This is a genomic window from Jiulongibacter sp. NS-SX5, assembly GCF_052828545.1.
The window spans coordinates 3,908,790-3,935,112 of record NZ_CM128248.1 but is presented as its reverse complement, the minus strand read 5'-3'; the positions used below and the strand labels follow the sequence as shown (position 1 = coordinate 3,935,112).

Here is a 26,323-nt window from a genome sequence, read left to right as displayed (position 1 = left end):
TATGCAACTGACTGACAGATCAAAAAAGACAGATAAAACGCCTTTAACTTTAGCCGAAAAAAGTTACTTGCCTGGCATAGCCAAAGGTATGGGTATCACGCTAAAGCACTTTTTCTCAAAGAAAGCGACCATCAGATATCCTGAACAAACCAGATATCTGGGACCCATTTTCCGTGGTCATCACATTCTTAAAAGAGACGAAGAAGGTAGAGAGAGATGTACGGCCTGCGGTCTTTGTGCAGTTGCTTGCCCGGCCGAAGCTATTTCTATGGTAGCTGCGGAGAGAGAAAAAGGAGAAGAACACCTTTACCGTGAGGAGAAATACGCCGCAGCATATGAAATCAACATGCTCAGATGTATTTTCTGTGGTCTATGCGAGGAGGCTTGTCCTAAAGAAGCTGTTTACCTTCGTCATGATAAATTTGTTCCTGTTTTCACCAACAGAGATCAAGTGATTTATGGAAAAGATCAATTGGTAGAAGACATGGACGAAAGATATGAGAGGGATGCATGGACGAAAGAGGAAATGCAGAAACTTTGGGAACAACAAAAACCGGTAAATTACTAAACGAATGGACTTTCTAGAGATCATCAAAAACCTTTCTTTGACCCAGTGGTCGTTTTATATCGTTTCGGTAATTACGCTATTTGGTGCACTAGGCACTATCATGTCAAAGAACCCGATACACAGTATCATTTACTTGATCATGACCTTCTTTTCGCTTTCGGCACACTACGTTTTACTAAATGCTCAATTTCTGGCTGCCGTAAACATTGTAGTATATGCTGGTGCTATCATGGTACTCTTTCTTTTTGTGGTGATGTTTTTGAACATCAAGGATGAAGCTCCGGAATTAGATGACAACAAACTGGTATTGGGCACGAGCATCATAGGTGGTACAATTGGTGTTGTTATCATAGCGGCGATTAAACTTTCTGAAACCTCTCCGGTAAATCCTGCAACTTATCAAGTGAAGACAGGTTTTATAGAAACACTTGGTAAGATTCTTTACAGCAAATACCTATTGCCATTTGAGCTTGTTTCTGTACTCTTTTTAATTGCTATGAGTGGAGCGGTTCTATTAGGTCGCAGAGAAAAAGGAGAAAGAAACTTCTAAGATGTGGTCTTCTGAAAGACTACAATATCAGCAACTCACCAAAGAGGACAAGTCACTCTCCATTGAACTTTCAATGAGTGAGGACATCATGCGATACATCACAGGAAAGGCATTAAATCTAGAGGAGGCTAAAGACAGGTTCCGTAAACAATTATTGACCAATGCCGAGTCTCCAAATCTGGGCTTTTTCAAAGCGACCAAGATGGATAGTCTGGAAACCATTGGTTACCTGAAAATTGTCAAATGGGAGGATCAAATTATTGAAGTTGGTTACGCCATCATTCCTCAATTTAGTGGCCAAGGCTTTGCTTCAGAAATGACAGAAGCAATGATTCATCACGCTGAAAAGCACTTTCCAGAAGTGAAACAACTCGTAGGTACTGTACAAAAGGAAAATGCAGCATCAGCTCATATACTATCTAAGTTTGGCTTTTCAGTAGCAAAGGAAGTAGTAAAAAGGAATAGCACTATATTGCACTTTATAAAGGAAATCTAAATGGAGGCACTTGTATTACCAGCCAGAGGTTTTAATCCTCAAATCCCGGAATCTTGTTGGCTAGCTCCTAACGCCACAGTGGTGGGTCAGGTAGAGATGGGAGAAGATTGCACGGTTTGGTTCAATGCGGTCGTCAGAGGCGATGTAAACGCCATTAAAATGGGTAATCGCGTCAATATACAGGATGGTGCTGTAGTTCATTGTACCTATCAAAAAACACAAACCATCATTGGCAATAATGTGAGCATAGCCCATAATGCTATAGTGCATGGCTGTCAAATTGAAGATGAAGCATTAATAGGTATGGGAGCCATAGTAATGGATGGAGCCCAAATAGGAAAAAACTCAATTATTGGTGCCGGAGCAATTGTAACTCAAAACACCATTGTACCGCCCAATACAATCTGGGCTGGTAATCCAGCCAAAATGCTAAAGAAGGTTTCAGAGGAAGCTCATGAAGTCTTTATGAGAACAGCTAATAACTACATCAAGTATGCTGGCTGGTTTGGGAAGAAGTAGTTTTTCAGTTTTCAGTTTCTGAATGCAGTTCTTTTTATACTGATCAAAAACTGCCCCTGTTTTCTGCCTGCTGTAAACTATAAATTAGTTACTGTTAAAGATCGCATCTCTAGATCCCTGGTTCTTCGGGACATAGCCGCCCTTTTTGTAAGCCTTGTTTGAGAACGAACCGTTTTTAATACTTTGAATAAAGCTTTGCCATGCAATTGGATTCAATAATGGGTTCGTGGTAACAGATCCTCTTCGCTGGATATTTTGAAGCTGCTGACTCATGGCATAACGGTAGTTTTGCTCTGCACTCATCCCCTGCATAGCCATAGCCCTATCCAGATTTTCGCGACTTAGATTCTCCTCCATATAGGCTCTTTCCCGAGCATCTGGCAGTTCCATTTCTACCAAAGCCAGCTTGAACTCTTCTTCATTAGAGAAAGGGTAAACTTTAACTTCTTTTAACTGTTTAGCGTCCTCATTCAGCTCTACTACAGCCGAATATGACAGCATTACATCCTTCGGAATGATATGGTATTGCTTCTTAAAACCCAGATAACTGAACACCACACTATCCCCCGGAAATACATTGATCACGAAGTAACCACGGTCATTGGTAAGTGTTCCTCTGCCAGCTCTTTCATTGATGATATAGGCCCCTGGAAGCGGCTCATCGTTCTTACCATCAATCACAAAGCCACTGAAGGTGATGAATTTTTTCTCGCCTTGAGCATGCGTCTCCACAGCCCCTAAAAGGCTTACCATTATCAACACAAGGCCTAAAATTCTTTTCAGCATCAAGTAAATATTTTTAGAAAAGTAAGAATAAAAGGTACGGAAAGCAACAGCCCGTCAAAGCGGTCAAGGAAGCCTCCGTGCCCCGGAATCAAACTACCGGAGTCCTTTACATCTAGACTCCTTTTAAAGAGTGATTCTACCAAATCTCCCAGCGTACCGGTAATAGAAATAATAAGTGCGATCACCAGCCATTTCCAGACCTCTAAATCCGGGTAAAACCTTGAAAACAAAAACGCCACCAGAAGTGAGCTTATTGCTCCACCAAAGAAACCCTCCCAGGTCTTTTTCGGTGAAATTCTTTCGAACAGCTTACGTTTTCCCATGAGTGTTCCCGCGAAGTACGCACCACTGTCATTGACCCAAAGACTTAGTAATATTCCTAACATCAACATCGGCTGATACGTTTCAGGACCAATACCTATTTCTATGACGAGCGAGAACGGTACTGCCACATATATAATCCCCAGGAACGTATACCCAAGGTTATCAAAAGGCTTTTTATCTGCATGCTTGTACAGCTTAATAAAAAATGCAGAAGCTAATAAAGGGATGACCGCATAATAGAACTTGAAAGGCCATACTCCTGACTCTATGAAGTAAGTTAATGCACTTAATATAATACCGCAGATAGTCCCATAAATGGTGAGTGGTATGTTACCGTTAAGCCCTACCAGTCGGTAAAACTCTGTTTGTGTAAGCACCGACAAAACCAAAAAGACCAACCAATAGGTCAAAGGAGAGAACATCATGCCTCCTATGATAATGGTGGCTCCAATGATAGCTGCTATAATACGTTGTGTCAGGTTAGAATATTTACTCAGTTTCTGCGTCATTTGATTCGATAAAGTTGTCAATAAGTGCCTTGGCTATATCAGCATACTTCTTCTCTACATAAAGCATATACGCCCCAAAAAGCGGGTACATCGTATCTTTCTTATTGACCAAAAAGCAATTGATTTCATTATTCTGCAGCTCATTTTTCAAAAGCTCCATTTGCATAGCATCACCAGATTTACGCATTATCACCCAATCAGGAGAGTCTACAGAGAAAATCATACTTTATTTCCAGTTTAAGGTTTCTAAAAGGTGAAGACAGTCTTCTTTCATATAGTCTACCACAGGTTTCAGGCTGTCGTTAAGTGTAGGCTCCATCAGATAAAGAGCCCCTCTTAGGTAGTGATTGGTAGTGTCAGTGATATAAAACTGAAAATGGCTAGGCACTTCACCCTCCAGTTCTATGGTCACTACTCTTTTCCCATTTTCCAATTCAATAATCTGCTCTCTTTGAGAAGTGGCCTTCACGTGATGTTTGGCAGCCAGCTTGAAAGCATCGTCAATATGCTTGGCAAGTTTATCAGGTGAGCCGTCTAGAGGTTTGTAAGTAAACTGTACAATTGCATCATAATCAGGGTAATCGAGTATGATCCAGTGAGGTTCAGAATTAGCAAAGGTATCTGGCTTTACCACGGCATGTTTAGAATACTCAAAGGTATAAGGATGATTTTCCTGTAATTGTTGGTATTCATGAGCCGGTAGCTCAATACGGTTAAAACCTTTGGGTTTAGGAACAAAAACCTCTTCACCTCCACATGCCCACAAGAGCACTGAAAGCAGACCCAACAGCATTAAACTTGATTTTCTAATACGCATATAGACTGTTTCTGCCTGCAAAGATACTCATTCCTAGTAATAATAAATCTTTGAATCTTCCTAAGTCACCTCCCTAGAATTAGGGATACCCACACCTCTCTTTTTGACCTTCCTTTGCATTCAATATTGAACCTTTCCACTGCTAAATACCCAACCATTTTAATTCATAACTAATCAATCAAAAATGAAATTCTCAGTTTACAGTCTTTCTCTTTTCTTGTTTGCTCAGCTTTCATGGGCAGCACCAGTGTCTATCCCAAATAGTACTTTTGAAACTGAACTGGTAAACCGGGGTTATGACTCAGACGGTGTGGTGAACGGACAAATGGAAGATACTGATATCCTTGCCATTACAAATCTGAATCTAGCAAATTCTAGTTCTATAACTGGTTCCCTGGATCTTACTGATTTTGTAAATGTCACAAACCTCAATATCTCAGAAGCTAATATTAGCTCTCTGGATATCACAACATTAATTTCTCTGGACTATTTGACCCTAAGTAACTTACCAAATCTTACTAGCGTTGACCTCTCAAATAACTCGGCCATGACAGGTTTTTATTTCAACAATACTGTGTTGACTACCATTGACCTTCTGAATCAACCAAACATTTATGCCGGCAATATTTATAATAATGCGAACTTGACAGGGTTAAAAATTCTCGCTTCAGCAGGAGCCTATAACACATCCATAAATTTTGGGAATAACAACCCACTTTTGACTTGTGTTCAAGTTGACGACCTTACAGTTGCTCAAAACAAAGCTACTTCAGGATTTTGGATTACCGGTGGAAAAACATTGAGTCTCTCTTGTCCTCCACCTGTTGCGGCAGTAGTCATGCTTCCAACTTCCATCACATTACCTCAGCTTAGTAACTCAGATATCACGGCTATTGCAAATCCTCAACCCGGCATGATGACCTGGAGTACGGATGACACCTGCGTCAAAGTCTATAACGGCACCAGCTGGAATTGTCTGTAGCTGAATCAAAGGATTGATTTTTTTGTTGACCTTATATCGACAAAGAATTCAATCCTATGAACTACACACCTGGCATTATTGCCGTTTTACCTCTTTTTTATATTGGTTGGTCAGACTCCGTATTGAGTCCTTCTGAAATGAAAACCATTCAAAAACACATCAAGAGCATGGAGTTTTTGACGAAAGAGGAGCAGGAAACGCTAATCAACTGGACTGACCAGAAAAACCCACCAAGTGAAGAGACATTTAAAAGTTGGCTTCAGGCCATTCGTGAATATTCTACAGACAAAACCATTCAGGAGAAAGTATCGCTTGTAGACTTAGGTCTACAAATGGCCAGAAAATCAAGTGGTGCAAAAGCCGAAATCTGGGATGCACCAAAGGTGAAAGGCTCCATTGAAAAACTGGAAGATGCCTTGGGCGTAAGCCATCAATTATCAAAAATAGCATTCTACCAATCTCTGGAACCTGAGGCCAATATGGAAGTGGCGGAAGAGCCTGCCTTTGATGCTAAACAAATGCAAGCCATTCTGGATGGCAAACATGCCGAGCTAAAAGGGAGAGTCAAAAAGCTCATCATGGACTCTTTCTTCACGATCTCAAAAGATGTAAGAGACAAAGAGGAATACCGAAACCTGGTTTTGGAACAAACGAAGGCCATTGCTCGTCAGGGCTTTGGGGCCTATGCCTACCCAAAGGCTTATGGTGGACAAGACATGCCGGAGGCCAGTACCCTCATTTTTGAGACTTTAGCTCTGGGAAACCTCAGCACTTTGGTCAAATATGGCGTACAGTTCGGGCTGTTTGGTGGGGCTATCTTACAGTTAGGTACCAAAAAGCATCACGATAAATACTTGAAAGCCACGGGTTCTTTAGAACTGCCGGGCTGCTTTGCCATGACCGAGACAGGTCACGGAAGTAATGTGCGAAACCTGGAGACTACGGCCACTTACGATCATTCCGATAAAACCATTACCATTAAGTCCCCTACCTTGGCCTCTGGTAAAGAGTATATTGGCAATGCCATGCATTCCAAAATGGCGGCCGTTTTTGCCCAACTCATTGTCAATGGCGAAAATCATGGCATCCATAGTATTTTGGTGCCCTTAAGAGATGAAGAGCATCATACTTTACCCGGCGTTACCGTAAAAGATAACGGCTATAAAATGGGTCTCAATGGCGTAGACAACGGCCGTATCTGGTTTGATCAGGTGAAAGTACCAGTAGAAAACCTTCTCGACAAATATGGCGGAATTGACGAAAATGGAAATTACCACTCCAGCATTAAAAAAGAATCGAAACGCTTTTTTACCATGCTGGGAGCCTTGGTGGGTGGAAGAGTTTCTGTAGCCCTTGGTTCTAATACCTCCGCCAAAAAATCACTGGATATTGCCATCAGATATGCTTTAAAAAGGAGACAATTCCCTACGCTGAACGAAGAACAGGAAACACTGATTATGGATTATCCCACACATCAGTGGCGTTTATTTCCACTTCTGGCCAAGACCTACGGACTAAATTTTGCTCTCGACAGCCTGAGAGAAAAGTTTGGAGAAGCCTACGGTGGCACAGACATGCGTGAGGTAGAAACCTTGGCCGCCGGCCTTAAGAGTTACGCCAGCTGGCATGCCACAGATACCATTCAGGAATGTAGAGAAGCCTGCGGCGGTAAAGGCTACCTGGCAGAAAACGAGTTTGCCGACCTGAAGGCAGACACGGACATCTTTACCACTTTTGAGGGAGATAACCATGTGCTACTGCAATTGGTCGCCAAAGCTTTACTTACGGAGCTGAAACAAGAATTTAATGATGGTGGCTTTATGGCGGTAGCCAGACATGTCATGAAAAGGGTGAGCAATTCGGTGAGTGTGATGAACCCTATTAACACCAGGAATGCTAATGCAGAACACCTGCTCAGCACCGACTTTATGCAGTCGGCTTTTGACTACAGAAACCAGAAACTACTCTTCTCGCTTTCTGACCGCATGCGTAGTTTCATAGGTAAAAAACTGGCTCCTTCAGAGATTTTTGTAAGAACACAGACTCATATGATCTCTCTGGCCAAAGCCTATGTGGAATCCTATATTTTCAATGAGTTCAGAGCAAAAGTAGAGTCTCTGACAGATTCAAAAGAGAAGCAAACGCTGACTTTGCTATTACAATTATTAGGGCTACACAGCATATATGAAGACAAAGGCTGGTTCCTGGAAAACGACTTTTTGAGTGGTGAAAAATCAAAGGCCATCCGTAAAGTCCTTAGCAAACAGATGCGTAAAATAAGACCACAGGCTCTGCTCCTGGTAGAGGCTTTTGATATTCCGGAGGTTTTGCGTTCTGCACAGATAGCTACTTTTGAAGCATGAGTATAGGGCCCAAAATCTCCATTATTGCCGCCATGAGTTTAAACAGATCCATTGGTTACCAAGGATCTCTTCCCTGGCCCGAGCCGATACCGGTGGACTGGGAAAACCTGGAAAAGGTAACCCGAGGGTGTAAGATGATCATGGGTAGAAAGAGCTATGAAGATAAGCACAGGGTGTCTTCTGCCGCTGGCAATATTGTGGTGACGAGTAAAGAAGACTATTCGCTTGATGAAGGATTTCAAAAAGCCGCTAGTCTTCAGGAGGCTCTGCTACTTTATCAAAATGAAGCAGAAGTTTATGTCATTGGCGGAGAGTCCTTGTTTAAAGAGGCTATTCCGCTGGCAGATAAGATCGTTCTTACCTTGGTAGAAAAGGAGTTTGAAGGAGATACATTTTTCCCGGCTTTTGAGCACCTGCAATTCAAAAATGAAGAAAAGAAGCATTTCGAGATTTCTGATCAAACCCCTTATCCCTTGCAGATCATTACCTACCGAAAAGCGTGAGTAGTTTAATAGACCTCATACTTCCGTTTTATCAAAATGCCGACACGTTAGAGGCGGCCATTCAATCGTTGATTGACCAAACCTTTCAGGATTTTAAAATCATTTTGGTGAGCAATAATGCTGATGATGGAAGTATATCAATTGCCCAAAAATGGCAATCAAAAGACGATCGTATTCAGCTTTTATTCGAGCCCAGGCAGGGAGTAGCCTATGCTTTCAATACCGGCATTTTGGCAGGTCAAAGTCCTTTTATTGCCCGAATGGATGGTGATGATAAGGCTGAGCCCGAGAAACTGGAGAAGCAAATCAAATATCTCAAAGACAATCCACAGGTAGCTGCAGTGGCTACGCAGACCTCTTTTTCTTCAAGTATCAAAGCCTCTGAGGGTTTTCTGCATTTTGTAAATTGGCAAAATGCCATCATCAGTCCCGAAGAACATTTCAATGCTCGCTTTTATGAAAGTCCGGTAGCCAATCCTACAATTCTTTTTCGTCGCGAGCTGATAGACCAATATGGCTTGGTAGATACTTCAGACGCACCAGAAGATTACGAACTCTACCTCCGCTGGATGGACCATGGCGAACAAATCGCTAAATTACCAGAGCCTTTACTCACCTGGAATGACCACCCAAACCGACTCACCAGAACGCATCAGAACTATAGCGAAGAATCTTTTCAGAATGTCAGATACAGTTATTTAGCCAAGTATCTAAACGAAGTAGGCCGAGATCGTGAAATCGTAATTTGTGGAGCGAGTAAAAACATTCTTCTTAAAGCTAATAGGCTTCAGGAAGCAGGTATTTGGATTACAGCACATACCGATGTCATTCATCGACAACCAGATGGTGTGAATTTTATACCCTTATCAAAAGCACTGGAAAATAAGAGCTTCTATTTTGTGAGCTTGATTGCCAAGAGGGATGTATATCAGGAGATAAAAAAGCTATTTCTTTCTAAAGGGCTTACAGAGGGCGAGGATTTTATTTTGGCGGGGTAAGTTGCTAGTTGTTATATTGCTTTAGACAAGTAAATTAATTTATATGTGTTGAGGCCATGAATAGCAATAAACCCTGGCTAAAAACTATGCGGTATTTTCATGAAGGGTCAATAGTAGTACTCATAACCTTTCTTGTTTTTGTAACAGTAAGCTGCAATTCAAAAACAGAAACTCCAAAGTCATTCGATGTAATTATTGATACAGATTTAGGAGGTGATCCTGATGACATACAATCCTTATTTCGAGCAGTTCACTATAGTGACATATTGAAAATCAAAGGGATTATTTCGACTCCCTGTACAGACTTAAAGTCACATCCTTGGGATACTATTCCCCATGTAGAGTTGATCTCGACTTGGATTAAAAGGATAGATGTGGATCATTTACGTCAAAAAGGATATCAAAATCTCATGGATGAGGAAACTCTATTGGACCTTGTAAAACTGGGATCTGTTAAAACGGGCTCACCAACACCTGATAAATCCTCGGAAGGGTCACAATGGATCATAAAAACTGCCCAAAAATACAGTCAGGAAAATCCCCTTTGGATTCTGGTGTGGGGCAGCATGACAAGCACAGCCCAAGCCCTGTACGATGCACCGGAAATCGCCGATAAAATCAGAATTTATTCCGTCGGATCAACCAACACTTTACATGATCCAGCCAGTAGAGACTACGTCTTTGATTTCATGCAAGATAATTATCCTGAATTATGGTGGATAGAAAATGGTATTCTTCCGAAAGGTACCCACGAAACCTTTAGGGGAGTTTACCAGTCTGGGCTTCAGAAAGGCGAGTGGGCATTCACCTCATTTATTGATCATAATATCAAGAATCATGGTTCTACTCATAATGGAATGTTTGAGGAGAGATGCGGTGACGCTTTTCCGGTTGCCAATTGGCCCGAAAATAGTTTAAAGGAAGGTGATAGTCCTTCCATGTTATATTTACTGTCTTCGGTATTGGGCGATGTGGGCGATGTTAATGACCCTACCGCAGAAAGTTGGGGTGGCCAATTCAGACATTATGGTAAAGATGAATTCCCAAATTATTATGTCGATTTGGATCTACCTCCTGCAGAATGTCAATGGACCATAGGGAAATGGCGATACGATTTCATGAAGGATTGGAAACAACGGTGGGATCGGTATAATCGTTAATTTTTTATTCTCCACAAGGGGGCAAGGGAAGTATTATCAACATTTCTTTAAAACCGACCATTTGAATAAGACTTTCAAAAGATACTTTTTCCCTAATTTCATTTGCTAAACTATTAGAAAAGACGGGCTTAATTTTAGCAGGAGGTATTGTATCTTGCTTGTGTATTTAGAGTTAACAACATCCCTTTTTCAGCCCAAAAAGTCAAAGGCTATTTGCAGTTGGGAGCCTTTATTACAGAAAGCCATGTACTGGGAAGAGAAAATAGACAAAATAAAAAAGGAGAGTGATCCCAGGAACTTCAAAGTTCCATTCACGGACTGGTCGATAATCTTGAAGAAGATCGAAAGCAAGTTTGTTAAAAAAGAGAATTCTGACTTTATCTTTTCAAATTGGGACTATAGACTAAAAGAGAAAAGACATATAAAAACAATTCTAACGGCCTCTATTGACGGTGAATTGGACCGACTTGACTCAAGCCAAAATTATTGGTTAGTATTGACGAGAGACAAAGCAAACTTTAAAAATCTGGTTTATGATTGTAAGCCAACAGTAATTAAAATATTAATTGAACTTTGGAAAGCAGACTTTTACATTGTAGATAAGAGATACACCTGGTTGGTTTATTTCAAGCGGCACGAGGCTGATACAGAAATTTTCAAATCAGGGGGCTTAGTTACACCATTCGACAAGATTTAACGGCCCTCAATCGATTACCAGCCTTAGGCTGCAATGCCTACTATACGCCTATCCTCTGCAAGCCCGGTCACACCACTCCAATATGCTCCAAATGGATAACCTCCCATTCACACTGATTGACAAAAGAGGGGTTTATCAGGAGATTAAAAAGCTATTTCTTTCTAAAGGGCTAACGGAGTGAGAGGATTTTATTTTGGCGGGGTGGGACTCTTAAGGTTATATTGCCTTTGTAATGCGGGTTAATGTAATTACACAAAACCGCCAAGAAAAGGAATGATATTAAGCCGCATGTTGGGGGCTATAATGTAAAATGAATAAACAGAATTTATGGAAGTACTAAATAAAATATTCGATAAGAGAATTAAAGCTTTAAATGTTCTCCTAGAAATGACAATTAAAGAATACAATGACATTTCCCAAGAGATTATAAGAAAAAATGAATTTCAGAGAAGGAGAGTTAAATCCTCATCAACTGTTTACAGTCTATTAAAGTCTGACTTATTACAGGGTTGTGTTATTCCTCCAATTGTTTTAGCTCTTTCAAAATTTAAAACTGATTCGATTGAAGATGAAAAAAATGATGAAATAGTTAAACAAATTCTCACCAATAAAGAGAATTTGGTAATACTTGATGGTCTTCAAAGAACATACACCATAAGAGATTTAGTGAATGAATTAGATGAATCTGGTGATAAGGACACTTTGGAAAAATTACTAAAATATAAACTTCGGATAGAAGCATATATCGGGATTGACAAATTAGGAATTCTTTATAGGATGTTGACCTTAAATACTGGCCAAACTCCCATGTCCATCAGACATCAAATTGAAATTCTTTATTCAGATTACTTAGTTGAAGATCTTGGTGAAGTAAAATTCATCACAGAGGCTGATGATAGCAGACCAACAAAATTTGGTGAATACAAATTTAAGGACATTGTTGAAGGCTTCAACTCTTACCTTGAAAGGGACTACTTGACGATTGATCGGTTTGATATACTGGACAACATCAAAAGTCTTGAAAAATTGTCAAAAGAAAATCAAGATAAAGACTTATTCCTGGCCTTTGTAAATACTTATCATGGTTTGTCAAAACTGTTTGTCAATTCAGCCAAGGATTGGGAATTTGAAGATGAACAAGGTAACCGTTTAACAGGCCAACCATTTGGAAAAACTGTTGAAAAGATTTTTTCGAAATCTCAGGTTATGACCGGCTTTGGTTCAGCTATTGGAAAACTCATTGATTTTGAATTAATAGAATCAATTGATAAAATTCTTGTTGAAGCTAAAAAAATAGATCTATCTGAACTTGATTCCTCTTTGGATAATTTAACACTTAAATTGGACAGTGTGCGAACACTTGCTAAAAAGATTGGAAATGACCAACGTATGTACTTCCATTTTCTTTTTAGAGAACTTTTCGATCGAAAAGGTGATGCATACTTAGACTTCAATGCATCTATAGAAGAAGCCTACAAATCCTACGAAAGAAAAACTCAGTAAGGTATATGGCTATTATTTTAAATAGTGAGTTGTCTAGTAGTCGAGTTATTACTTTTTCAAACATTGAGTTTGACGTAAATCACTCTACCTTCATTCTAAAAACGCAGGATGAAAAAAGTGAAATCTTAGTTGAATATGCTCCAATTATAGATAGAGAGTTTGAGGGTAAATTGTTTAATGTTCACTTCTTTTCAAATCAATATCTTAATGCAGAAAATGACGTTTTCGAAGTTTATGAAAAAGAAATGGGCAAACGGATTGGTTGGATTTTTCCAATTCAAGTTTTGGATTCAAATGAAAATGATTTTGCTGACAATAAATTCTTGAACAAATATAAATTTCCCGTTTTTTCGCAATTACTCAAGCTTGGAAATATTAATAAACCAGACTACAAAGGAGGTAATAATTACAGAATTACAGATTTCTTCAATGAAGATATAATTGTATTTGTGGTTTCAATTGAAACATTGCCGGAGGGAGAACAATTAAATATTTTGAATTATTTGCCCTGCTTTGCAAACTTTGGTTATTATCCGTGGAATAATGACCATCATCAGCATTTCGATCAACAGCAAAGCTTGGCGGTAAAAAAACGCGGTGACAAGAAAATCAATATTCGCAAGGCGAGTTTAGATATTTCTCAAAATCAGTTTTTAACAGACTTATACAATATCCATCTGAAATCTATAAATCATTTCTTACTGAAATTTTATTTTTTGTATCAGGTAATTGAGTTTTTGATGGAAGAGAACTTTAATACTGATTTTAACTCTCTAGTTGATGATTACAAAAAAAATCATCTATCGAAGAACGATTTAAAAGAAAAAATCAATTCAATTACTCGTGAAAGATGTAGTATTAGTTCGCTTTTTGAAAAGGCATCCATTCCAACCTCAATAGAAACAGATTTTAAAAGGGATTGCAAAGCTTTACTCGAAAATTATTATTCTAAGACACCTGAAAGCTTGGGAGACTTAATCTATGATACTAGAAACTTAGTTGTTCATAGATACAGAGAAATAATGAAGAAGGACGAAAATGTGGATCTCTTAGATCTAGTAACACATGAATTGGAAGTTATAATAAATGAATTAATAATAAGCTACAGCCCCCAACAATGGGTATAGGTCATAGCCGCACAAAGCCAATGCTTAAGCCAAGCTCCGCCCCATACCCTGGACGTTCCTACTATTGTTAAAATGAAACCAAGACAAATCCTCCTTTTAACAGGAATCATATTGGGAACAATCATTCTGACGAATCTTCCTTTTTTGCCAGGGCCAAACTTCTTAAATGCACCAGCCCAACTTTTCTTTAGTGGCGGACAGTTGTTAGGAATGCTTGGGCTATTGCTCGTACCATTTGGACTAATATGGACAGTCAGTCAGTTTAGAAAGGCAGAAGGGAAATTCAAATTGCCGGCATTACTCCTTTGGACCTTACCCCTTACCACCTTAATATCTACAACTTCTGTTTCTAAGTTGACTAGAGACTTTAGCAGGGGCTTTGCTATTCAAAGAGCCCACAAATTGATACAAGAACTTGAAAACTTTAAGAAACGCAATGGCCATTATCCCGGCTCGTTGGCAAGTGTAGGTATCAAAACACCCTCTACAGGTATAATTGGAATTAGCGACTTCTCGTATGACGGAAACTCTGATAATTTTAGGCTGACCTTTTATCAGAATGCCTTATTAGGTTTTAACTATGAAATTGTGACGTACGACCAATCTGACAATCATTCTGCCAAAAGTGAGATGAAAGAATTGTACAATACTGGTTTTGACCATTGGAAATATGAAATCTATGATTAATCAATCGGTTGGTCATTCATAATTTATGCGAGTTTAAGACGACATGTAAGCTCAACTTACTGCATTCTCTGAAGTTCCTAAGTTCCTTACCATAATCTTTACCTCTCATTCTTTCCCATCCAAAACCTCCATCCTTCCCGATTCCCTTCTAACTTTGCGGTATGAATTATTTGTCGGCAGAGAATATTGGTCGCGATCTGGGTGAACGGTGGCTATTTAAAGGAATTACATTCGGTATTTTGCAGGGTGAAAAGGTAGCCTTGATTGGAGCAAATGGCTCCGGGAAAACCACGCTTCTGAATATTGCCGCAGGCTTGACAGAAACCGATGGCGGAGAAATGACCATCAGAAATGATATCAGAGTCGGTTACCTAGAGCAAGACCCCGATTTCGCTGAGAATCAGACTGTGCTGGAAACCATTTTCTATGCTGATAATGAGATCACCCAAGCCATAAAAAATTATGAGAAAGCTACCGAGACCAATGATCAGGAGCTGCTCGCCGATGCCATAGAACTACTGGATGGCCTCAATGCCTGGGATTATGAAGCCAAGGTGAAGCAGATCTTGGGAAAACTCGGCATCCATGACTTTGAGAAAAATGTTTCGGAACTCTCCGGAGGGCAGAAAAAGCGGGTGGCACTGGCCAAAGTATTGATAGACCAACCCGATTTTATCATTCTGGATGAGCCAACCAACCACCTTGACCTGGAAACCATAGAATGGCTGGAAGGCTACCTTTCAGCTTCTAATGTTACGCTATTTTTGGTAACGCATGACCGCTATTTCCTGGATAAGGTATGCAACCGAATTCTGGAACTTCGGGCCAATGACATTCATAAATATGTGGGCAATTACGCCTACTATCTAAAGAAAAAAGAAGAGCAGGAAGAAGTAGAGGCCCAGACCAACGAGAAAAACAGACAGCGACTCAAAAAAGAACTGGAATGGATGCGTAGGCAACCTAAGGCGAGAACCACCAAGGCCAATTACCGCATCGATGCCTTTTACGAGCTCAAGGAAAAGACCCACGGTCATAAAAAAGAAGATAAGTTGGAGCTGAATGTACGCACCGAGCGTCTGGGCAAAAAGATCATTGATATTCAGGATATCTCTAAAGCCTATGGCGAAAAACAGCTGATAGACCATTTCTCATATACCTTCAAAAAAGGGGACAAAATAGGTGTGGTTGGTAAAAATGGGATGGGGAAATCTACACTTCTCGATATCATCATTGACCAGGTAAAACCAGATACCGGCCGTGTGGTAAAAGGAGAGACCGTAAAAATCGGTTATTACTCACAGGATGGGCTGGCTTTTGATGAAGATCAGAAAGTGATAGACGCCATCAGAGAGTATGCAGATCATGTGAAGCTGGGCGATGGCCGGGAGTTATCTGCTTCGGCATTTTTGAATATGTTTCTATTCCCGCCCAAGGTGCAGCATAACTACATCCATAAGCTCTCAGGTGGAGAAAAAAGAAGGCTTCAGCTCATGAAGATTCTGGTGCAAAGCCCCAATTTCCTGATTCTGGATGAGCCTACCAATGACCTGGATATTGAGACATTGAACGTACTGGAAGAGTTTCTTGAGAATTACGGTGGCTGTGTAATGGTGGTCTCCCACGACAGGTATTTTATGGATAAAATCGTGGATCATGTTTTTGCTTTTGAGGGCAAAGGCTACATCAAAGATTTTCCGGGAAATTATACGCAATACCGCCTCTGGAAAGACGAGCAGGAGAAAGAAATAGAACGCGAAAAGAAGGAGATCAAGAAAGAAGAGCCCAGGAAAGAGGTCAAAAAAGAAAAAGTAAGGCTGACCTTTAAAGAACAAAAGGAGTTTGAAGAATTAGAGAAATCCATTGCCAATATGGAGGAACGCAAAGCCGAAATAGTGGAACTAATGAACGGCGGCGAAACTGATTTTGAGAAACTTACGGCTCTGGGCGAAGAGCTTCAGCAAATTAAAGACGATCTGGAAGAACAGGAGCTTCGCTGGCTGGAGCTATCAGAATACGCAGATTAGGCTTTCTTTTTGGCTCGGGTGGTTTTCATTTATGAGATATCCAACTAAATTTACAACAGAACCACCCCTCAGAAATGGAACAAATCGCCGATTTCTTTCAATACATCATGAACTCCGAGGAGATCATTCAGACGGGTGGGCTCATAGCCATAGTGCTGATCGTCTATATTGAAAACGGACTTTTCTTTGGCTTTTTTCTTCCCGGCGATTATCTTCTTTTCCTTTCCGGTGTGTTCTGTGGTCTCGGTCTGTTAAAGGTCAATATTTACCTATTGCTCATTGCTATTTTTGCGGCTGCAGTTGCTGGTTCCTTTACAGGGTATGTTTCGGGTTATTTCTTTGGCGAAGCTCTGGAAAACAAGAAAGAGAACCTCTTTTTCAAAAAGAAACATATTAAGCGTACCAAACGCTATTTTGAAAAATACGGCAGCCGAACATTAATTATCGCCCGTTTTTTGCCTGTTATCAGGACCTTTGCACCTATTATGGCTGGCTTGGTGAAAATGAAACTGGTAAATTTCACCATTTATAATGTAGCCGGTGGAGCTATCTGGGTTGGCATTTTAGTGCTCGGCGGTTTCTATTTCGGTGATCGCTTTCCCTGGATTATCGATTACGTCCACTGGATCATCATTTTCTTCCTGGCCATAACTTCGGTGACGGTTTTAAGAGGCTATTTCTCGGCCAAGGCCGAAATGGAAAAGGAAGACTAGCTCTTCACCTGTAGCAAGGCTTTCTGCCCATCATAGACCGCATAAGAATCAAAACGAATCCAATCCCCCAGATTGATGTACATAGAAGCATCACTCATCGGTATTTGCATGGCAATGTGGCGGTGCCCAAAAATATAATAATCGAAAGTACTTCCCGCTTTGATCTGCTCCTCAATGTACTGATAAATAAACTCTTCTTTCGGGTCAATTTCTTGTACGGTCAAATCCTCTTTCCTATTTTTTTGATACGAGTTTTTAGCCCATAAATTTCCAAGAAACTGCCCGATATCCGGCGGCAAGACATACCTGAAAAGCCATTGACATAGTGGATTGGCAAACAGTAGCTTTTTCAGGATTTTATAGGAGGTATCGCCAGGCCCAAGTCCATCGCCGTGCCCCACTAAAAAACGGTGATTTCCTATCTGAAAAGCAGTGGGTTCGGTCAAAACCGTGGCTCCAAGTTCCTTCTGAAAATAATCTTTCATCCAGAAATCATGATTGCCGGTATAAATAAAAAGCTGCACTCCTTTGTCAGAGAGTTCCGCCAGTTTACCCAGTAGTCTTACATAGCCTTTTGGCACCACAGAGCCGTATTCAAACCAAAAATCAAAGAGGTCTCCCACCAGAAATAAAGCTTCCATGGTGTTCTGCTCAGAATCCAGCCAATGGACGATTCTTCTCTCACGCTCCAGGCTTCTTGGATGGTCAGGAGCCCCCAAATGAAAGTCTGAAAGAAAGTAAACTTTTTGTCCTGCGGGTAAAGGGATATTCATTGCGGAGCAAAGATAGAAAAGGACACATTTTAATTGCTCCATTTCCATAGATAATCGTCATTCAACTCATCAACACCCACAACCATCCATCCTAATTCCTTGGAAATATTAAACTCATATTTTAACTTTGACCGACCGTTCAGTCATATAATATAAAACGAGATAATTTTGAGTCCGAGAAGTAAGGCAGAGTTTGAAGAAATAAGGAATACCAGAAAGCAGGAAATTCTGGATGCCGCATTAAAGCTATTTGCAGAGAAAGGCTTTACCAGTACATCCATCAGCATGATAGCCAAAGAAACCGGTATCTCTAAAGGGCTGATGTATAATTACTTTGAATCAAAAGACCAGCTACTGGAAGGCATCATCAATGCCGCCGTAAAAGAGATGGACACCATTTATGCCTCGGTGTACACGGAGCCCGATCCTCGCATTTTGCTGAGCAAAATGCTGGATATCACAGTAGAATATCTGATCAAAAAGAAGGAATTCCAAACCCTTTTGATGTCGCTGGCTCTTCAAAAAAGCAGCCATGAAATGATCCATAAACTCATCAAAGGTAAAACGGAACAAATGGTAGGTTTTATGTCGAACATACTGAATCAACTGGGCCATCACTCAGAAGATGAGGTGTATATGTTCGGAGCTATCATGGATGGGATGGCTATTCAGTTTCTGGTTACAGAAGACGAGCAATTGCTTCATAAAACTGCCGAGGCCATCCGAAAGAAATATTTAGACTAAAGATTAGACAGACATTAATACTATCAACATGAAAAAACTACAATTACTAAGCCTCTTGATGTTCATGACCATTGGGGGATACGCACAGTCCGCGAGTAGCATCATCAGTAAGGCTGATGATAAAATGCGAGGGCAGAAAAACTACACCGAAAACACGATTCAGATCATCAGACCGAGCTGGAAAAGGGAAATGAAGATGAAAAGCTGGAGCTATGGCACAGAGTACTCCCTCTCCTACCTCACTGCCCCGGCCAAAGACAAAGGAACCGTTTTCCTCAAAAGGAATAGGGAACTCTGGAACTGGCTACCAAGCATAGAGAGAACCATCAAGATGCCTCCGAGTATGCTGTCACAAAGTTGGATGGGCTCAGACTTAACCAACGATGATCTGGTAAAAGAAACGTCAAATAAAGACGATTTCACCTCTAAAATTATAGGCACCGAGGTCATTAACGGTCGCAAATGCTGGAAAATAGACATGACACCAAAACCCGAAGCGGCTGTGGTTTGGGGTAAAATTATCAGTTGGGTAGATCAGAAGGATTATATCTACCTGAAATCAGAATACTATGATGAAGACGAGTATCTGGTGAATACCATGACTGCAACTGACGTGAAGACTTTGGGTGGAAGAGTACTGGCCAGCAAAATGACCATAGAACCTGCCGACGAGCCGGGCAATAAAACGGTGATGATCATCAATAAAATTGATTTCAATGCCAATGTATCGCCATCATTTTTCACTGTACAAAACATGAAACGTGTCAGGTAGTGGCTTTGATAAAAAAGTAAACTCCCTATCTCGCTCTTCTCAAGGCAACCTCCACCTTGGAGCAGCTTTCTACAGGTAAGATGGGTATAGTCGATATATCAACTCTGAATGAAGCACTTTTAAGATCATACTGAAATGCAAAACATTAAACTTATTCTAACCATGGCCTGGCGAAATCTCTGGAGAAACAGAGTACGCACCAGTATCATGATAGCCGCTACTTTATTTGCCGTTTTTCTGGCTGTAGTGATGCAGTCTGTACAGGAAGGTGTCTACGAAAGGCAAATTCAGAATATGGTGAGCTATTATAGCGGTTACCTACAGATTCAAAATGAAGCTTTTTCAGATGAAAAGACCATTGATAACTCTCTGATTTTTGATCGCCAACTGGAAGACGAATTGAAAGCCATCCCAGAGATTTCAGCCTACTCTCCCAGGATTGAAAGTTTTGCTTTGGCCTCCTCAGAAGAGGTGAGCAAAGGAGTCATGATTACCGGAACCGTTCCCGAGTTGGAAGATCAACTTACAGGTCTCAGAAAAAGAGTGAAGGAGGGTAATTATTTTACCGAAAATTCTGATGAACTCATGATCGGCAAAGGTCTGGCAAAATACCTAAAAGTAGCTCCGGGTGATACCCTTGTTTTTTATGGAGCAGGTTACCATGCTTCTACGGCGGTTGGTAAGTATCCTATAGGAGCTATTCTGGAGTTTGGAGCTCCGCAGCTAAACGATAATATGATTTACATGCCTTTGCGGGCTTCGCAACAGTTGTTTTCTGCCTACGATATGGCTACAACCGTTGCCATCAATCTTGGGAGTAGAAAAGATATGCACGATGTTCAACAAACCATTCTAACGAAACTTGAAGGCACGGGCAATACCGTAAAAAACTGGGAAGAAATTATGCCCGAGCTTATTCAAAGTATTGAAGGCGACAGGGCATCAGGTAAAATTATGCTGTATGTACTCTATATGATCATCGGATTTGTGATTTACGGTACACTTTTAATGATGATTTCTGAGAGAACACGCGAGTTCAGTATGCTGGTGGCTATCGGGATGAAAAACAAATTTTTATCCTTTACACTGATGGTGGAGTGCCTAATCATGACCTTCATCGGGGCTCTTTTGGGAAGCTTACTGACCATCCCGATCACGAATTACCTAAAAAATTCGCCGGTGCCATTAGACGGTGGAGCCGGTAGTGCATATGAGCAGGTAGGTTTTGAACCGGTCATCTCGGCGGTGACAGACCCAGCCATCATCGCTACTCAGACCTGGACAGTGGCCTTGATGTCTATAGTCCTTTCACTTTATCCCATGTTGAAACTTCTGAAGCTTAAACCCTTAGATGGCCTAAGAGCTTAAGCAATTTATGGACTGTTCACAAGCTGAAACTAGCCACCTACATCAAATATGAACGATATAAACACAGATAACTATGCTCTTTAAAATTGCCTGGCGAAATATCTGGAGAAATAAAACCAGAAGCCTCATTATCATCACGGCCATCATGCTTGGGCTGTGGGCCGGAGTGTTCTTAATGGGTTTCTCATGGGGCATGTACGATAGCCGAATAGAGTCCTTGATCACAAAAGAGAGCTCGCATCTTCAGCTTCATCATGAGAAGTTTAAAGAAGACAATATGTCTAAACACTTTATAGAGCAGGATCAAGCCTACGAGAAACTTCTTGACTCAGACGCCAATGTAAAAGCGTATTCAAGCAGGCTTGTGGTGAATGCAATGGTGGCTTCTTCCAGAGGCGGAGCAGGTCTCAAAGTCTCGGGAATAGACACCACAGCCGAAAATCAAACGACAAAACTGAGTGAAAAGATCATTGAGGGAAATTACTTTTTGCCTCGTGGCAGAAATCAAATTTTAGTCAGTCAAAAGACAGCAGACAAGCTGAAACTCGGACTACGGAAAAAGATGGTGCTCACCTTTACCGATGCCAAAGGTGAACTTGTTTCAGCCTCCTTCAGAATTGCCGGAATTTTTAAAAGTGGAAATGCCGGTTACGATGAATCGAATGCCTTTGTGCAGCAGAAAGATTTGGACCCATTGTTAAAGTCTGATGGAAAGCCTCAGGAGATCGCCGTTCTTCTGAATGACGATCGTGAAATGGAGTTGACACAGTCAAAACTGAAAGAAGTAGACTCTTCTGTTAAGGTAGAAAATTGGCGGGAGCTTGACCCTTTGATGGAATACGCTATTGATTCTTTTGATACAAGCATGCAAGTCATCATCGGTATTATTATGCTGGCACTGGCCTTCGGTATTGTTAATACCATGTTGATGTCTATCATGGATCGCGTACGGGAGATAGGAATGTTAATGGCCATTGGGCTCAATAAGCTAAAACTATTCACCATGATTATGCTGGAAACGCTGTTCCTGAGTCTTATTGGTGCCCCCCTAGGTATGCTCCTGGCCTGGATTACCATACTCATTACTGGTAAAACAGGCATTAAACTTCAAAGTATGGAGGCCGGTATGGAGATGATGGGCTTTTCTTCTGAGGTCTTCCCGGCTCTTTTACCAGAGCAGTTTGTCAAAGTAGGCATCATGGTCCTGATAGTGACTTTTGTGGCCGCCATATTCCCAATCATAAAGGCCGTAAGGTTAGACCCTGTAAAGGCAATCCGGAAGGTGTAAAAGGAATAGGTTGAGGTTTGGAGTTCTGATTGAATGTTCAAAACCACTGACCTCAATTAAAATTGAAAATAGTTATAAAAGACTAAGGATCACTCAATAGAGAAGTCCTTGCTCTTCAATCTTTTGACTCATAAAATTCTAGATAATGAAAGTAATTGAAATAAAAGATCTTCACCGTCACTTTCAAGACGGAGATCAGGAGATTAAGGCCGTCAATGGCGTTGATCTCAGCTTTGAAAAAGGGGAATTCGCTGCTATCGTGGGTCCGTCTGGCTCGGGAAAAACTACTTTACTGAATATGGTAGGTGGTCTGGATCAACCTTCGGAGGGACAAATCATCATCGATGGTGAAATTATGTCTGAACTTTCAGCCAATGAGCTGATCGATTTCCGGTTAAAGAATATCGGTTTTGTTTTTCAAGCCTATAATCTGATACCGGTGCTTACTGCCGAGGAGAATGTGGAGTTTACCATGCTATTACAAAAAAGACCTGCGGCAGAGAGAGCCGCCAGAACAAAGGAGCTTTTGACCAAAATTGGCCTCGGAGATCGAATGAAAAACCGACCGGGAAAACTCTCTGGTGGTCAGCAGCAGCGTGTGGCCGTGGCCAGGGCTTTAGCACCTAAGCCTAAATTCATCCTGGCAGATGAACCTACTGCCAATCTCGATTCCAAATCGACAGCCAATCTCTTAGACATTATGGTAGATGAACCTACTGCCAATCTCGATTCCAAATCGACAGCCAATCTCTTAGACATTATGGTAGAGCTTAATGAGGAAGAAGGAGTCACCTTTATTTTCAGTACGCATGATCAGCGTGTAATAGACCGAGCAAAGAGAATCATAACACTCGAGGATGGTAAAATAGTGAGCGACGAACGAACAGCTTAAAGCCATGAAAAGTAAAATTTTGGTAATACTGGTCTTGCTTTCGCAATTTTCAATGGCACAGGACTCTCTGGAAGTCAAAAAAAGCTTTAAAGAGGTGGTATCTGTCAATGGCTATTTGAAAAATATGCAAACTGTCAATTTCATTGACCTCAACGCCATCGGTATTGATCACCTGATCCATAACAGAATCAACGTCAAAGTCTTCTTAAGCGAAAAACTGACAGCCTCGGTGGGTTTAAGGAATAGGGTAATTTATGGCGATCAAGTGGCCGCAATTCCGAACTACGGAAAGACCTTAGGCTTTGACACAGGCCTGATGGACCTGAGCTGGGCGTTGGTAGATAAAGACGCTTTTGTGGTGCACAGCACCATAGACCGACTTAACTTCAACTACATTCACAATAATCTGGAGGTTACCGTAGGAAGACAGCGTATCAATTGGGGGCTGGCACTGGCCTGGAACCCTAACGACCTTTTCAACACCTATAATTTCATTGACTTTGACTATGAGGAAAGGCCGGGAACAGACGCCATAAGGGCTCAATACTACCTACCCGGAGGCATGAGTAGTTTTGATGTAGCCATCAATAGAAACTACATGAACAAGTCCACTTATGCGGCTAAGTTTAACTTCAATACCGCCGGGTACGACATCCAAGTATTAGGTGGAAAATATCTGGACGATATCGCCGCTGGATTGGGTTGGGCGGGCAGTATAGGCTCTGTGGGTTTTAAAGGTGAAGCCACCTATTTTATTACTACTGAAAAAGCCACTCTCCAAAAAGATGTTTTGGTAGCCACCACCACTTTGGACTATTCTTTTCCTAATGGCCTATATCTAAATGGTGCTTATTTACATAGCTCCAATGGCCTGAGTAAACCAATAAATCTGAACAATGAAGGTTCGATTGTATTGAGTAATGCTTTTGGAACATTGACGGCTAAAACCCTTTTCCCGAGCAAAGACGCGACTTTTTTGACAGCCTCCTACCCTATTTCTCCTTTGTGGAATGTATCGCTGGCAGGGATGTACGGTTTCGGAATAAACCTTGCTTTTATTAGTCCGAATATCTCCGTAAGCCTGCGGGAAGACCTTGAGGCTACACTTGTGGGTCAAAGCTTCTACATTCAGCAGCAGGAAAAGATGGAACTTCTGGGGAACGGTTTCTTTTTTAGATTAAAATGGAGTTTTTAATCAAGGTACAGCAAACATGAAAAAAGCAATTACTTTAATCATTTGTCTTCTTATTCCTTTAACCATTGGCGGCTTATCAGGATTTGCCACCGCTACTGGTGTAGAAAGCTGGTACAGCACGCTAAACAAGCCATTTTTTAATCCACCAAACTGGCTTTTTGCTCCGGTATGGACCACACTCTATGCATCAATGGGCGTGAGTTTATTTTTGGTTTGGCAAAGCCCCGAATCCCGAACTCGTAAAAACGCCATTATCATTTTTGCGGTCCAGTTAGTTCTCAATTTCTTTTGGAGTTTCCTATTCTTCTACTTTGAATCTCCGGGAATAGCCCTGATAGAAATCATTATCCTTTGGGTGGCTATACTTATGATGATTATGTATTTCAAAAAAGTGAAGCCTCTGGCAGGCTACCTTCAGATTCCGTATATCCTTTGGGTAAGTTTTGCATCAGTTTTAAACGCTGCTATTTGGTGGTTGAATTGAACGAAAAAGGGTTAAAGTTTAAAGAAGTTGGGATAGGTGAAATTTATTCTGGCCCCAATCCAAGTCCCAGTTTCAAAAAATTCGAATATGATTCTGAGAACAGACTTATCGAGACTTTGAGTTCATATAATGACGCGGATTATTATACCACGCTTACCCTTAAATACCATTCAAATGGAAACCTGCAGGAGAGAATCACATATGATCGAAACTCAAATATTATCTGGCAAGAAACATACGATATAGATGGTCGTCCGCTTCAAATCAATGACAAATTCTACACTTATCAACAAAACGAAATCTGTTTCTAATTCTGCACCAAGAAAGCCTTACAATCGATTCCATCTTTAAAAAAGATGCCTTATGACTACATAATCTCTTTAATTGTCTATTTGACACAAAAAAGACAACAATGAATAATACAGTTAAATAGTCAAATTATTACATTAGGGTAATCATTTAGATCACCCCTATGAAAATAATCCTTAAGATCTGTTTCTGTTTTACGATTTTACTTTGCAGTCAGGCAGCTATTTCTCAACAGATTTCTAAAGAATACCTGGAACATCTTACTCGCGAATGGCAGGGCGAACGTTTCACAGATGGCAGGCCTAGAGTACCCGATGAACTTCTGGAAAGAATGAAATTGGTTACGCTGGAAGAAGCATGGGCAGTATTAAGAAACCATAATTACAGATATCAGTTTGAAGGAAACTGGCAACAGATTAATCCGGATTCTGTTTTGGTAGGTCGTGCAGTTACCGCCACTTTTATGCCGGGAAGACCAGATATTCAAACTGCTATTGATGATAAAGGACATCAAAGCGACGGTCGTATCAAATCTCAAAACGCCTGGCCAATAGATTTGCTTGTCAAAGGCGATGTTTACGTGGCAGATCAATTTGACGCCTACGTAGATGGACCAACCATTGGCGATAACTTAGGCAATTCCATTTACGCCAAAACAGGGAATGGAATAGTTTACGCAGGTGCTTTACGAGATATTTCAGGGTTAAAAGAGATTGGAGGCTTCACTTCATATTTCAAGAGCTATCACCCTTCACATCATTTAAATAATGCGGAAAAAGCTCTCAACACCACGCTGGTTAGCATTAACCACCCAACCAGAATAGGTGCTGCTACTTGTATGCCTGGTGACATAGTACTGGGTAGAGATGGCGGTGTATTATTTATTCCTCCTCACCTGGCCGAGGAAGTAGTGAGAGTATCTGAGGTCGTGCGATTAAGAGATATGTTTGGTCACCAAAGACTCAGAGAACAGAAATACACCCCAGGTGAAATAGATACCCGATGGTCAGACGAAATAGAAAAAGACTTTTCAGGGTGGTTAAGGACTCATATAAATGATTTACCCGTTTCAACAGATCAGATTCAAGAGATCTTAAAGAAGAGAACCTGGTAGAAGTGAACATTTTGAGATTTTGAATTATCAAAACCATTGTCCTTCTCCTTTTACC

At 40.9% G+C, this 26,323-nt stretch carries 29 protein-coding genes; 24 read left to right on the top strand and 5 right to left on the bottom strand.

Translation table 11 applies throughout. The features are described 5' to 3' along the window. Window position 1: 1 nt before the first annotated feature. The 4 genes from ACUXV0_RS17155 to ACUXV0_RS17140 are packed head-to-tail and all read left to right on the top strand — an operon-like array spanning window position 2 to window position 2,133. A complete protein-coding gene (locus ACUXV0_RS17155; RefSeq protein WP_446190805.1) occupies window positions 2-568 on the top strand; it encodes a NuoI/complex I 23 kDa subunit family protein in 567 nt (188 codons plus the stop codon). A 4-nt stretch (window positions 569-572) separates the two neighbouring features. After that, complete coding sequence (locus ACUXV0_RS17150; RefSeq protein ID WP_446190804.1) at window positions 573-1,118, top strand: NADH-quinone oxidoreductase subunit J family protein; 546 nt, start codon at window positions 573-575, stop codon at window positions 1,116-1,118. A gap of 1 nt (window position 1,119) precedes the next feature. Continuing rightward, complete coding sequence (locus ACUXV0_RS17145; protein WP_446190803.1) at window positions 1,120-1,614, top strand: GNAT family N-acetyltransferase; 495 nt, start codon at window positions 1,120-1,122, stop codon at window positions 1,612-1,614. Continuing rightward, a complete protein-coding gene (locus ACUXV0_RS17140; RefSeq protein ID WP_446190802.1) occupies window positions 1,615-2,133 on the top strand; it encodes a gamma carbonic anhydrase family protein in 519 nt (172 codons plus the stop codon). Window positions 2,134-2,217: 84 nt separating this feature from the next. Here ACUXV0_RS17140 and ACUXV0_RS17135 read toward each other — a convergent pair whose 3' ends face one another. Genes ACUXV0_RS17135 through gldD form a run of 4 tightly spaced genes read right to left on the bottom strand, consistent with a single transcriptional unit; the run spans window position 2,218 to window position 4,569 of the window. Next, window positions 2,218-2,919 carry a carboxypeptidase-like regulatory domain-containing protein gene (locus tag ACUXV0_RS17135; protein ID WP_446190801.1) on the bottom strand — a complete coding sequence of 234 codons (702 nt, stop codon included), beginning with the start codon at window positions 2,917-2,919 and terminating at the stop codon, window positions 2,218-2,220. Continuing rightward, the gene (locus ACUXV0_RS17130; RefSeq protein ID WP_446190800.1) at window positions 2,919-3,752 is read right to left on the bottom strand and encodes a phosphatidate cytidylyltransferase; all 834 of its coding nucleotides are present in this window, start codon (window positions 3,750-3,752) and stop codon (window positions 2,919-2,921) included. Before ACUXV0_RS17130 ends, ACUXV0_RS17135 begins: the two co-directional genes overlap by 1 nt. Next, complete coding sequence (locus ACUXV0_RS17125) at window positions 3,733-3,975, bottom strand: hypothetical protein (protein ID WP_446190799.1); 243 nt, start codon at window positions 3,973-3,975, stop codon at window positions 3,733-3,735. The genes ACUXV0_RS17130 and ACUXV0_RS17125 overlap by 20 nt, the downstream gene beginning before the upstream one ends. A gap of 3 nt (window positions 3,976-3,978) precedes the next feature. Then, on the bottom strand, window positions 3,979-4,569 hold the full coding sequence (gldD, locus tag ACUXV0_RS17120; RefSeq protein ID WP_446190798.1) for a gliding motility lipoprotein GldD: 591 nt from the start codon (window positions 4,567-4,569) through the stop codon (window positions 3,979-3,981). A 184-nt stretch (window positions 4,570-4,753) separates the two neighbouring features. On the opposite strand from gldD, the gene ACUXV0_RS17115 reads away from it, so the two are divergent. From ACUXV0_RS17115 to ACUXV0_RS17065, 11 genes are all read left to right on the top strand, one after another. Beyond that, on the top strand, window positions 4,754-5,551 hold the full coding sequence (locus ACUXV0_RS17115; protein ID WP_446190797.1) for a hypothetical protein: 798 nt from the start codon (window positions 4,754-4,756) through the stop codon (window positions 5,549-5,551). A gap of 56 nt (window positions 5,552-5,607) precedes the next feature. Beyond that, window positions 5,608-7,914, top strand: coding sequence for an acyl-CoA dehydrogenase family protein (locus tag ACUXV0_RS17110; protein WP_446190796.1), 2,307 nt, complete (start codon window positions 5,608-5,610; stop codon window positions 7,912-7,914). Next, window positions 7,911-8,417: a dihydrofolate reductase gene (locus ACUXV0_RS17105; protein WP_446190795.1), complete on the top strand. Its 507-nt coding sequence runs from the start codon at window positions 7,911-7,913 to the stop codon at window positions 8,415-8,417. Before ACUXV0_RS17110 ends, ACUXV0_RS17105 begins: the two co-directional genes overlap by 4 nt. Further along, window positions 8,414-9,415: a glycosyltransferase family 2 protein gene (locus tag ACUXV0_RS17100; protein WP_446190794.1), complete on the top strand. Its 1,002-nt coding sequence runs from the start codon at window positions 8,414-8,416 to the stop codon at window positions 9,413-9,415. The genes ACUXV0_RS17105 and ACUXV0_RS17100 overlap by 4 nt, the downstream gene beginning before the upstream one ends. A gap of 56 nt (window positions 9,416-9,471) precedes the next feature. Beyond that, the gene (locus ACUXV0_RS17095) at window positions 9,472-10,575 is read left to right on the top strand and encodes a nucleoside hydrolase-like domain-containing protein (protein ID WP_446190793.1); all 1,104 of its coding nucleotides are present in this window, start codon (window positions 9,472-9,474) and stop codon (window positions 10,573-10,575) included. 244 nt (window positions 10,576-10,819) lie between these two features. Further along, entirely contained in the window at window positions 10,820-11,272 is a 453-nt protein-coding gene (locus ACUXV0_RS17090) for a DUF6756 family protein (RefSeq protein ID WP_446190792.1), read from the top strand. A 327-nt stretch (window positions 11,273-11,599) separates the two neighbouring features. Next, complete coding sequence (locus ACUXV0_RS17085) at window positions 11,600-12,775, top strand: hypothetical protein (protein ID WP_446190791.1); 1,176 nt, start codon at window positions 11,600-11,602, stop codon at window positions 12,773-12,775. Between the two features lie 5 nt (window positions 12,776-12,780). After that, complete coding sequence (locus tag ACUXV0_RS17080; RefSeq protein WP_446190790.1) at window positions 12,781-13,902, top strand: hypothetical protein; 1,122 nt, start codon at window positions 12,781-12,783, stop codon at window positions 13,900-13,902. Between the two features lie 72 nt (window positions 13,903-13,974). After that, window positions 13,975-14,589 carry a hypothetical protein gene (locus ACUXV0_RS17075; protein ID WP_446190789.1) on the top strand — a complete coding sequence of 205 codons (615 nt, stop codon included), beginning with the start codon at window positions 13,975-13,977 and terminating at the stop codon, window positions 14,587-14,589. 161 nt (window positions 14,590-14,750) lie between these two features. After that, complete coding sequence (locus tag ACUXV0_RS17070) at window positions 14,751-16,616, top strand: ABC-F family ATP-binding cassette domain-containing protein (protein ID WP_446190788.1); 1,866 nt, start codon at window positions 14,751-14,753, stop codon at window positions 16,614-16,616. Between the two features lie 74 nt (window positions 16,617-16,690). Then, window positions 16,691-17,329, top strand: a complete 639-nt coding sequence (locus tag ACUXV0_RS17065; RefSeq protein ID WP_446190787.1) for a DedA family protein — start codon at window positions 16,691-16,693, stop codon at window positions 17,327-17,329. On the opposite strand, the gene ACUXV0_RS17060 is transcribed toward ACUXV0_RS17065, so the two are convergent. Further along, window positions 17,326-18,102: a UDP-2,3-diacylglucosamine diphosphatase gene (locus tag ACUXV0_RS17060; RefSeq protein WP_446190786.1), complete on the bottom strand. Its 777-nt coding sequence runs from the start codon at window positions 18,100-18,102 to the stop codon at window positions 17,326-17,328. The genes ACUXV0_RS17065 and ACUXV0_RS17060 overlap by 4 nt on opposite strands. A gap of 168 nt (window positions 18,103-18,270) precedes the next feature. On the opposite strand from ACUXV0_RS17060, the gene ACUXV0_RS17055 reads away from it, so the two are divergent. The 9 genes from ACUXV0_RS17055 to ACUXV0_RS17015 all read left to right on the top strand — a co-directional run bounded on the left by ACUXV0_RS17055 (window position 18,271) and on the right by ACUXV0_RS17015 (window position 26,268). Continuing rightward, window positions 18,271-18,846, top strand: coding sequence for a TetR/AcrR family transcriptional regulator (locus tag ACUXV0_RS17055; RefSeq protein WP_446190785.1), 576 nt, complete (start codon window positions 18,271-18,273; stop codon window positions 18,844-18,846). 28 nt (window positions 18,847-18,874) lie between these two features. After that, the gene (locus ACUXV0_RS17050; protein WP_446190784.1) at window positions 18,875-19,618 is read left to right on the top strand and encodes an outer membrane lipoprotein-sorting protein; all 744 of its coding nucleotides are present in this window, start codon (window positions 18,875-18,877) and stop codon (window positions 19,616-19,618) included. 135 nt (window positions 19,619-19,753) lie between these two features. Beyond that, on the top strand, window positions 19,754-20,986 hold the full coding sequence (locus tag ACUXV0_RS17045; RefSeq protein ID WP_446190783.1) for an ABC transporter permease: 1,233 nt from the start codon (window positions 19,754-19,756) through the stop codon (window positions 20,984-20,986). 73 nt (window positions 20,987-21,059) lie between these two features. Further along, window positions 21,060-22,274 (top strand): ABC transporter permease, encoded by a 1,215-nt coding sequence (locus ACUXV0_RS17040; protein WP_446190782.1) that lies wholly within the window; start codon window positions 21,060-21,062, stop codon window positions 22,272-22,274. A 145-nt stretch (window positions 22,275-22,419) separates the two neighbouring features. Beyond that, the gene (locus tag ACUXV0_RS17035) at window positions 22,420-23,166 is read left to right on the top strand and encodes an ABC transporter ATP-binding protein (protein ID WP_446190781.1); all 747 of its coding nucleotides are present in this window, start codon (window positions 22,420-22,422) and stop codon (window positions 23,164-23,166) included. A gap of 4 nt (window positions 23,167-23,170) precedes the next feature. Then, the gene (locus tag ACUXV0_RS17030) at window positions 23,171-24,361 is read left to right on the top strand and encodes a DUF1302 family protein (RefSeq protein ID WP_446190780.1); all 1,191 of its coding nucleotides are present in this window, start codon (window positions 23,171-23,173) and stop codon (window positions 24,359-24,361) included. Window positions 24,362-24,377: 16 nt separating this feature from the next. Then, on the top strand, window positions 24,378-24,845 hold the full coding sequence (locus ACUXV0_RS17025) for a TspO/MBR family protein (RefSeq protein WP_446190779.1): 468 nt from the start codon (window positions 24,378-24,380) through the stop codon (window positions 24,843-24,845). Then, window positions 24,833-25,156 (top strand): hypothetical protein, encoded by a 324-nt coding sequence (locus ACUXV0_RS17020; protein ID WP_446190778.1) that lies wholly within the window; start codon window positions 24,833-24,835, stop codon window positions 25,154-25,156. The genes ACUXV0_RS17025 and ACUXV0_RS17020 overlap by 13 nt, the downstream gene beginning before the upstream one ends. A 161-nt stretch (window positions 25,157-25,317) precedes the next feature. Continuing rightward, window positions 25,318-26,268, top strand: coding sequence for an RraA family protein (locus tag ACUXV0_RS17015; RefSeq protein ID WP_446190777.1), 951 nt, complete (start codon window positions 25,318-25,320; stop codon window positions 26,266-26,268). Window positions 26,269-26,323: the final 55 nt, after the last annotated feature.

Bases quoted from the DNA above. Each gene is read 5' to 3' on its own strand.
- ACUXV0_RS17155 (WP_446190805.1), top strand. From the start codon at position 2: ATGCAACTGACTGACAGATCAAAAAAGACAGATAAAACGCCTTTAACT.
- ACUXV0_RS17150 (WP_446190804.1), top strand. From the start codon at position 573: ATGGACTTTCTAGAGATCATCAAAAACCTTTCTTTGACCCAGTGGTCG.
- ACUXV0_RS17145 (WP_446190803.1), top strand. From the start codon at position 1,120: ATGTGGTCTTCTGAAAGACTACAATATCAGCAACTCACCAAAGAGGAC.
- ACUXV0_RS17140 (WP_446190802.1), top strand. From the start codon at position 1,615: ATGGAGGCACTTGTATTACCAGCCAGAGGTTTTAATCCTCAAATCCCG.
- ACUXV0_RS17135 (WP_446190801.1), bottom strand. From the start codon at position 2,919: ATGCTGAAAAGAATTTTAGGCCTTGTGTTGATAATGGTAAGCCTTTTA.
- ACUXV0_RS17130 (WP_446190800.1), bottom strand. From the start codon at position 3,752: ATGACGCAGAAACTGAGTAAATATTCTAACCTGACACAACGTATTATA.
- ACUXV0_RS17125 (WP_446190799.1), bottom strand. From the start codon at position 3,975: ATGATTTTCTCTGTAGACTCTCCTGATTGGGTGATAATGCGTAAATCT.
- gldD (WP_446190798.1), bottom strand. From the start codon at position 4,569: ATGCGTATTAGAAAATCAAGTTTAATGCTGTTGGGTCTGCTTTCAGTG.
- ACUXV0_RS17115 (WP_446190797.1), top strand. From the start codon at position 4,754: ATGAAATTCTCAGTTTACAGTCTTTCTCTTTTCTTGTTTGCTCAGCTT.
- ACUXV0_RS17110 (WP_446190796.1), top strand. From the start codon at position 5,608: ATGAACTACACACCTGGCATTATTGCCGTTTTACCTCTTTTTTATATT.
- ACUXV0_RS17105 (WP_446190795.1), top strand. From the start codon at position 7,911: ATGAGTATAGGGCCCAAAATCTCCATTATTGCCGCCATGAGTTTAAAC.
- ACUXV0_RS17095 (WP_446190793.1), top strand. From the start codon at position 9,472: ATGAATAGCAATAAACCCTGGCTAAAAACTATGCGGTATTTTCATGAA.
- ACUXV0_RS17090 (WP_446190792.1), top strand. From the start codon at position 10,820: ATGTACTGGGAAGAGAAAATAGACAAAATAAAAAAGGAGAGTGATCCC.
- ACUXV0_RS17085 (WP_446190791.1), top strand. From the start codon at position 11,600: ATGGAAGTACTAAATAAAATATTCGATAAGAGAATTAAAGCTTTAAAT.
- ACUXV0_RS17080 (WP_446190790.1), top strand. From the start codon at position 12,781: ATGGCTATTATTTTAAATAGTGAGTTGTCTAGTAGTCGAGTTATTACT.
- ACUXV0_RS17075 (WP_446190789.1), top strand. From the start codon at position 13,975: ATGAAACCAAGACAAATCCTCCTTTTAACAGGAATCATATTGGGAACA.
- ACUXV0_RS17070 (WP_446190788.1), top strand. From the start codon at position 14,751: ATGAATTATTTGTCGGCAGAGAATATTGGTCGCGATCTGGGTGAACGG.
- ACUXV0_RS17065 (WP_446190787.1), top strand. From the start codon at position 16,691: ATGGAACAAATCGCCGATTTCTTTCAATACATCATGAACTCCGAGGAG.
- ACUXV0_RS17060 (WP_446190786.1), bottom strand. From the start codon at position 18,102: ATGAATATCCCTTTACCCGCAGGACAAAAAGTTTACTTTCTTTCAGAC.
- ACUXV0_RS17050 (WP_446190784.1), top strand. From the start codon at position 18,875: ATGAAAAAACTACAATTACTAAGCCTCTTGATGTTCATGACCATTGGG.
- ACUXV0_RS17045 (WP_446190783.1), top strand. From the start codon at position 19,754: ATGCAAAACATTAAACTTATTCTAACCATGGCCTGGCGAAATCTCTGG.
- ACUXV0_RS17040 (WP_446190782.1), top strand. From the start codon at position 21,060: ATGCTCTTTAAAATTGCCTGGCGAAATATCTGGAGAAATAAAACCAGA.
- ACUXV0_RS17035 (WP_446190781.1), top strand. From the start codon at position 22,420: ATGAAAGTAATTGAAATAAAAGATCTTCACCGTCACTTTCAAGACGGA.
- ACUXV0_RS17030 (WP_446190780.1), top strand. From the start codon at position 23,171: ATGAAAAGTAAAATTTTGGTAATACTGGTCTTGCTTTCGCAATTTTCA.
- ACUXV0_RS17025 (WP_446190779.1), top strand. From the start codon at position 24,378: ATGAAAAAAGCAATTACTTTAATCATTTGTCTTCTTATTCCTTTAACC.
- ACUXV0_RS17015 (WP_446190777.1), top strand. From the start codon at position 25,318: ATGAAAATAATCCTTAAGATCTGTTTCTGTTTTACGATTTTACTTTGC.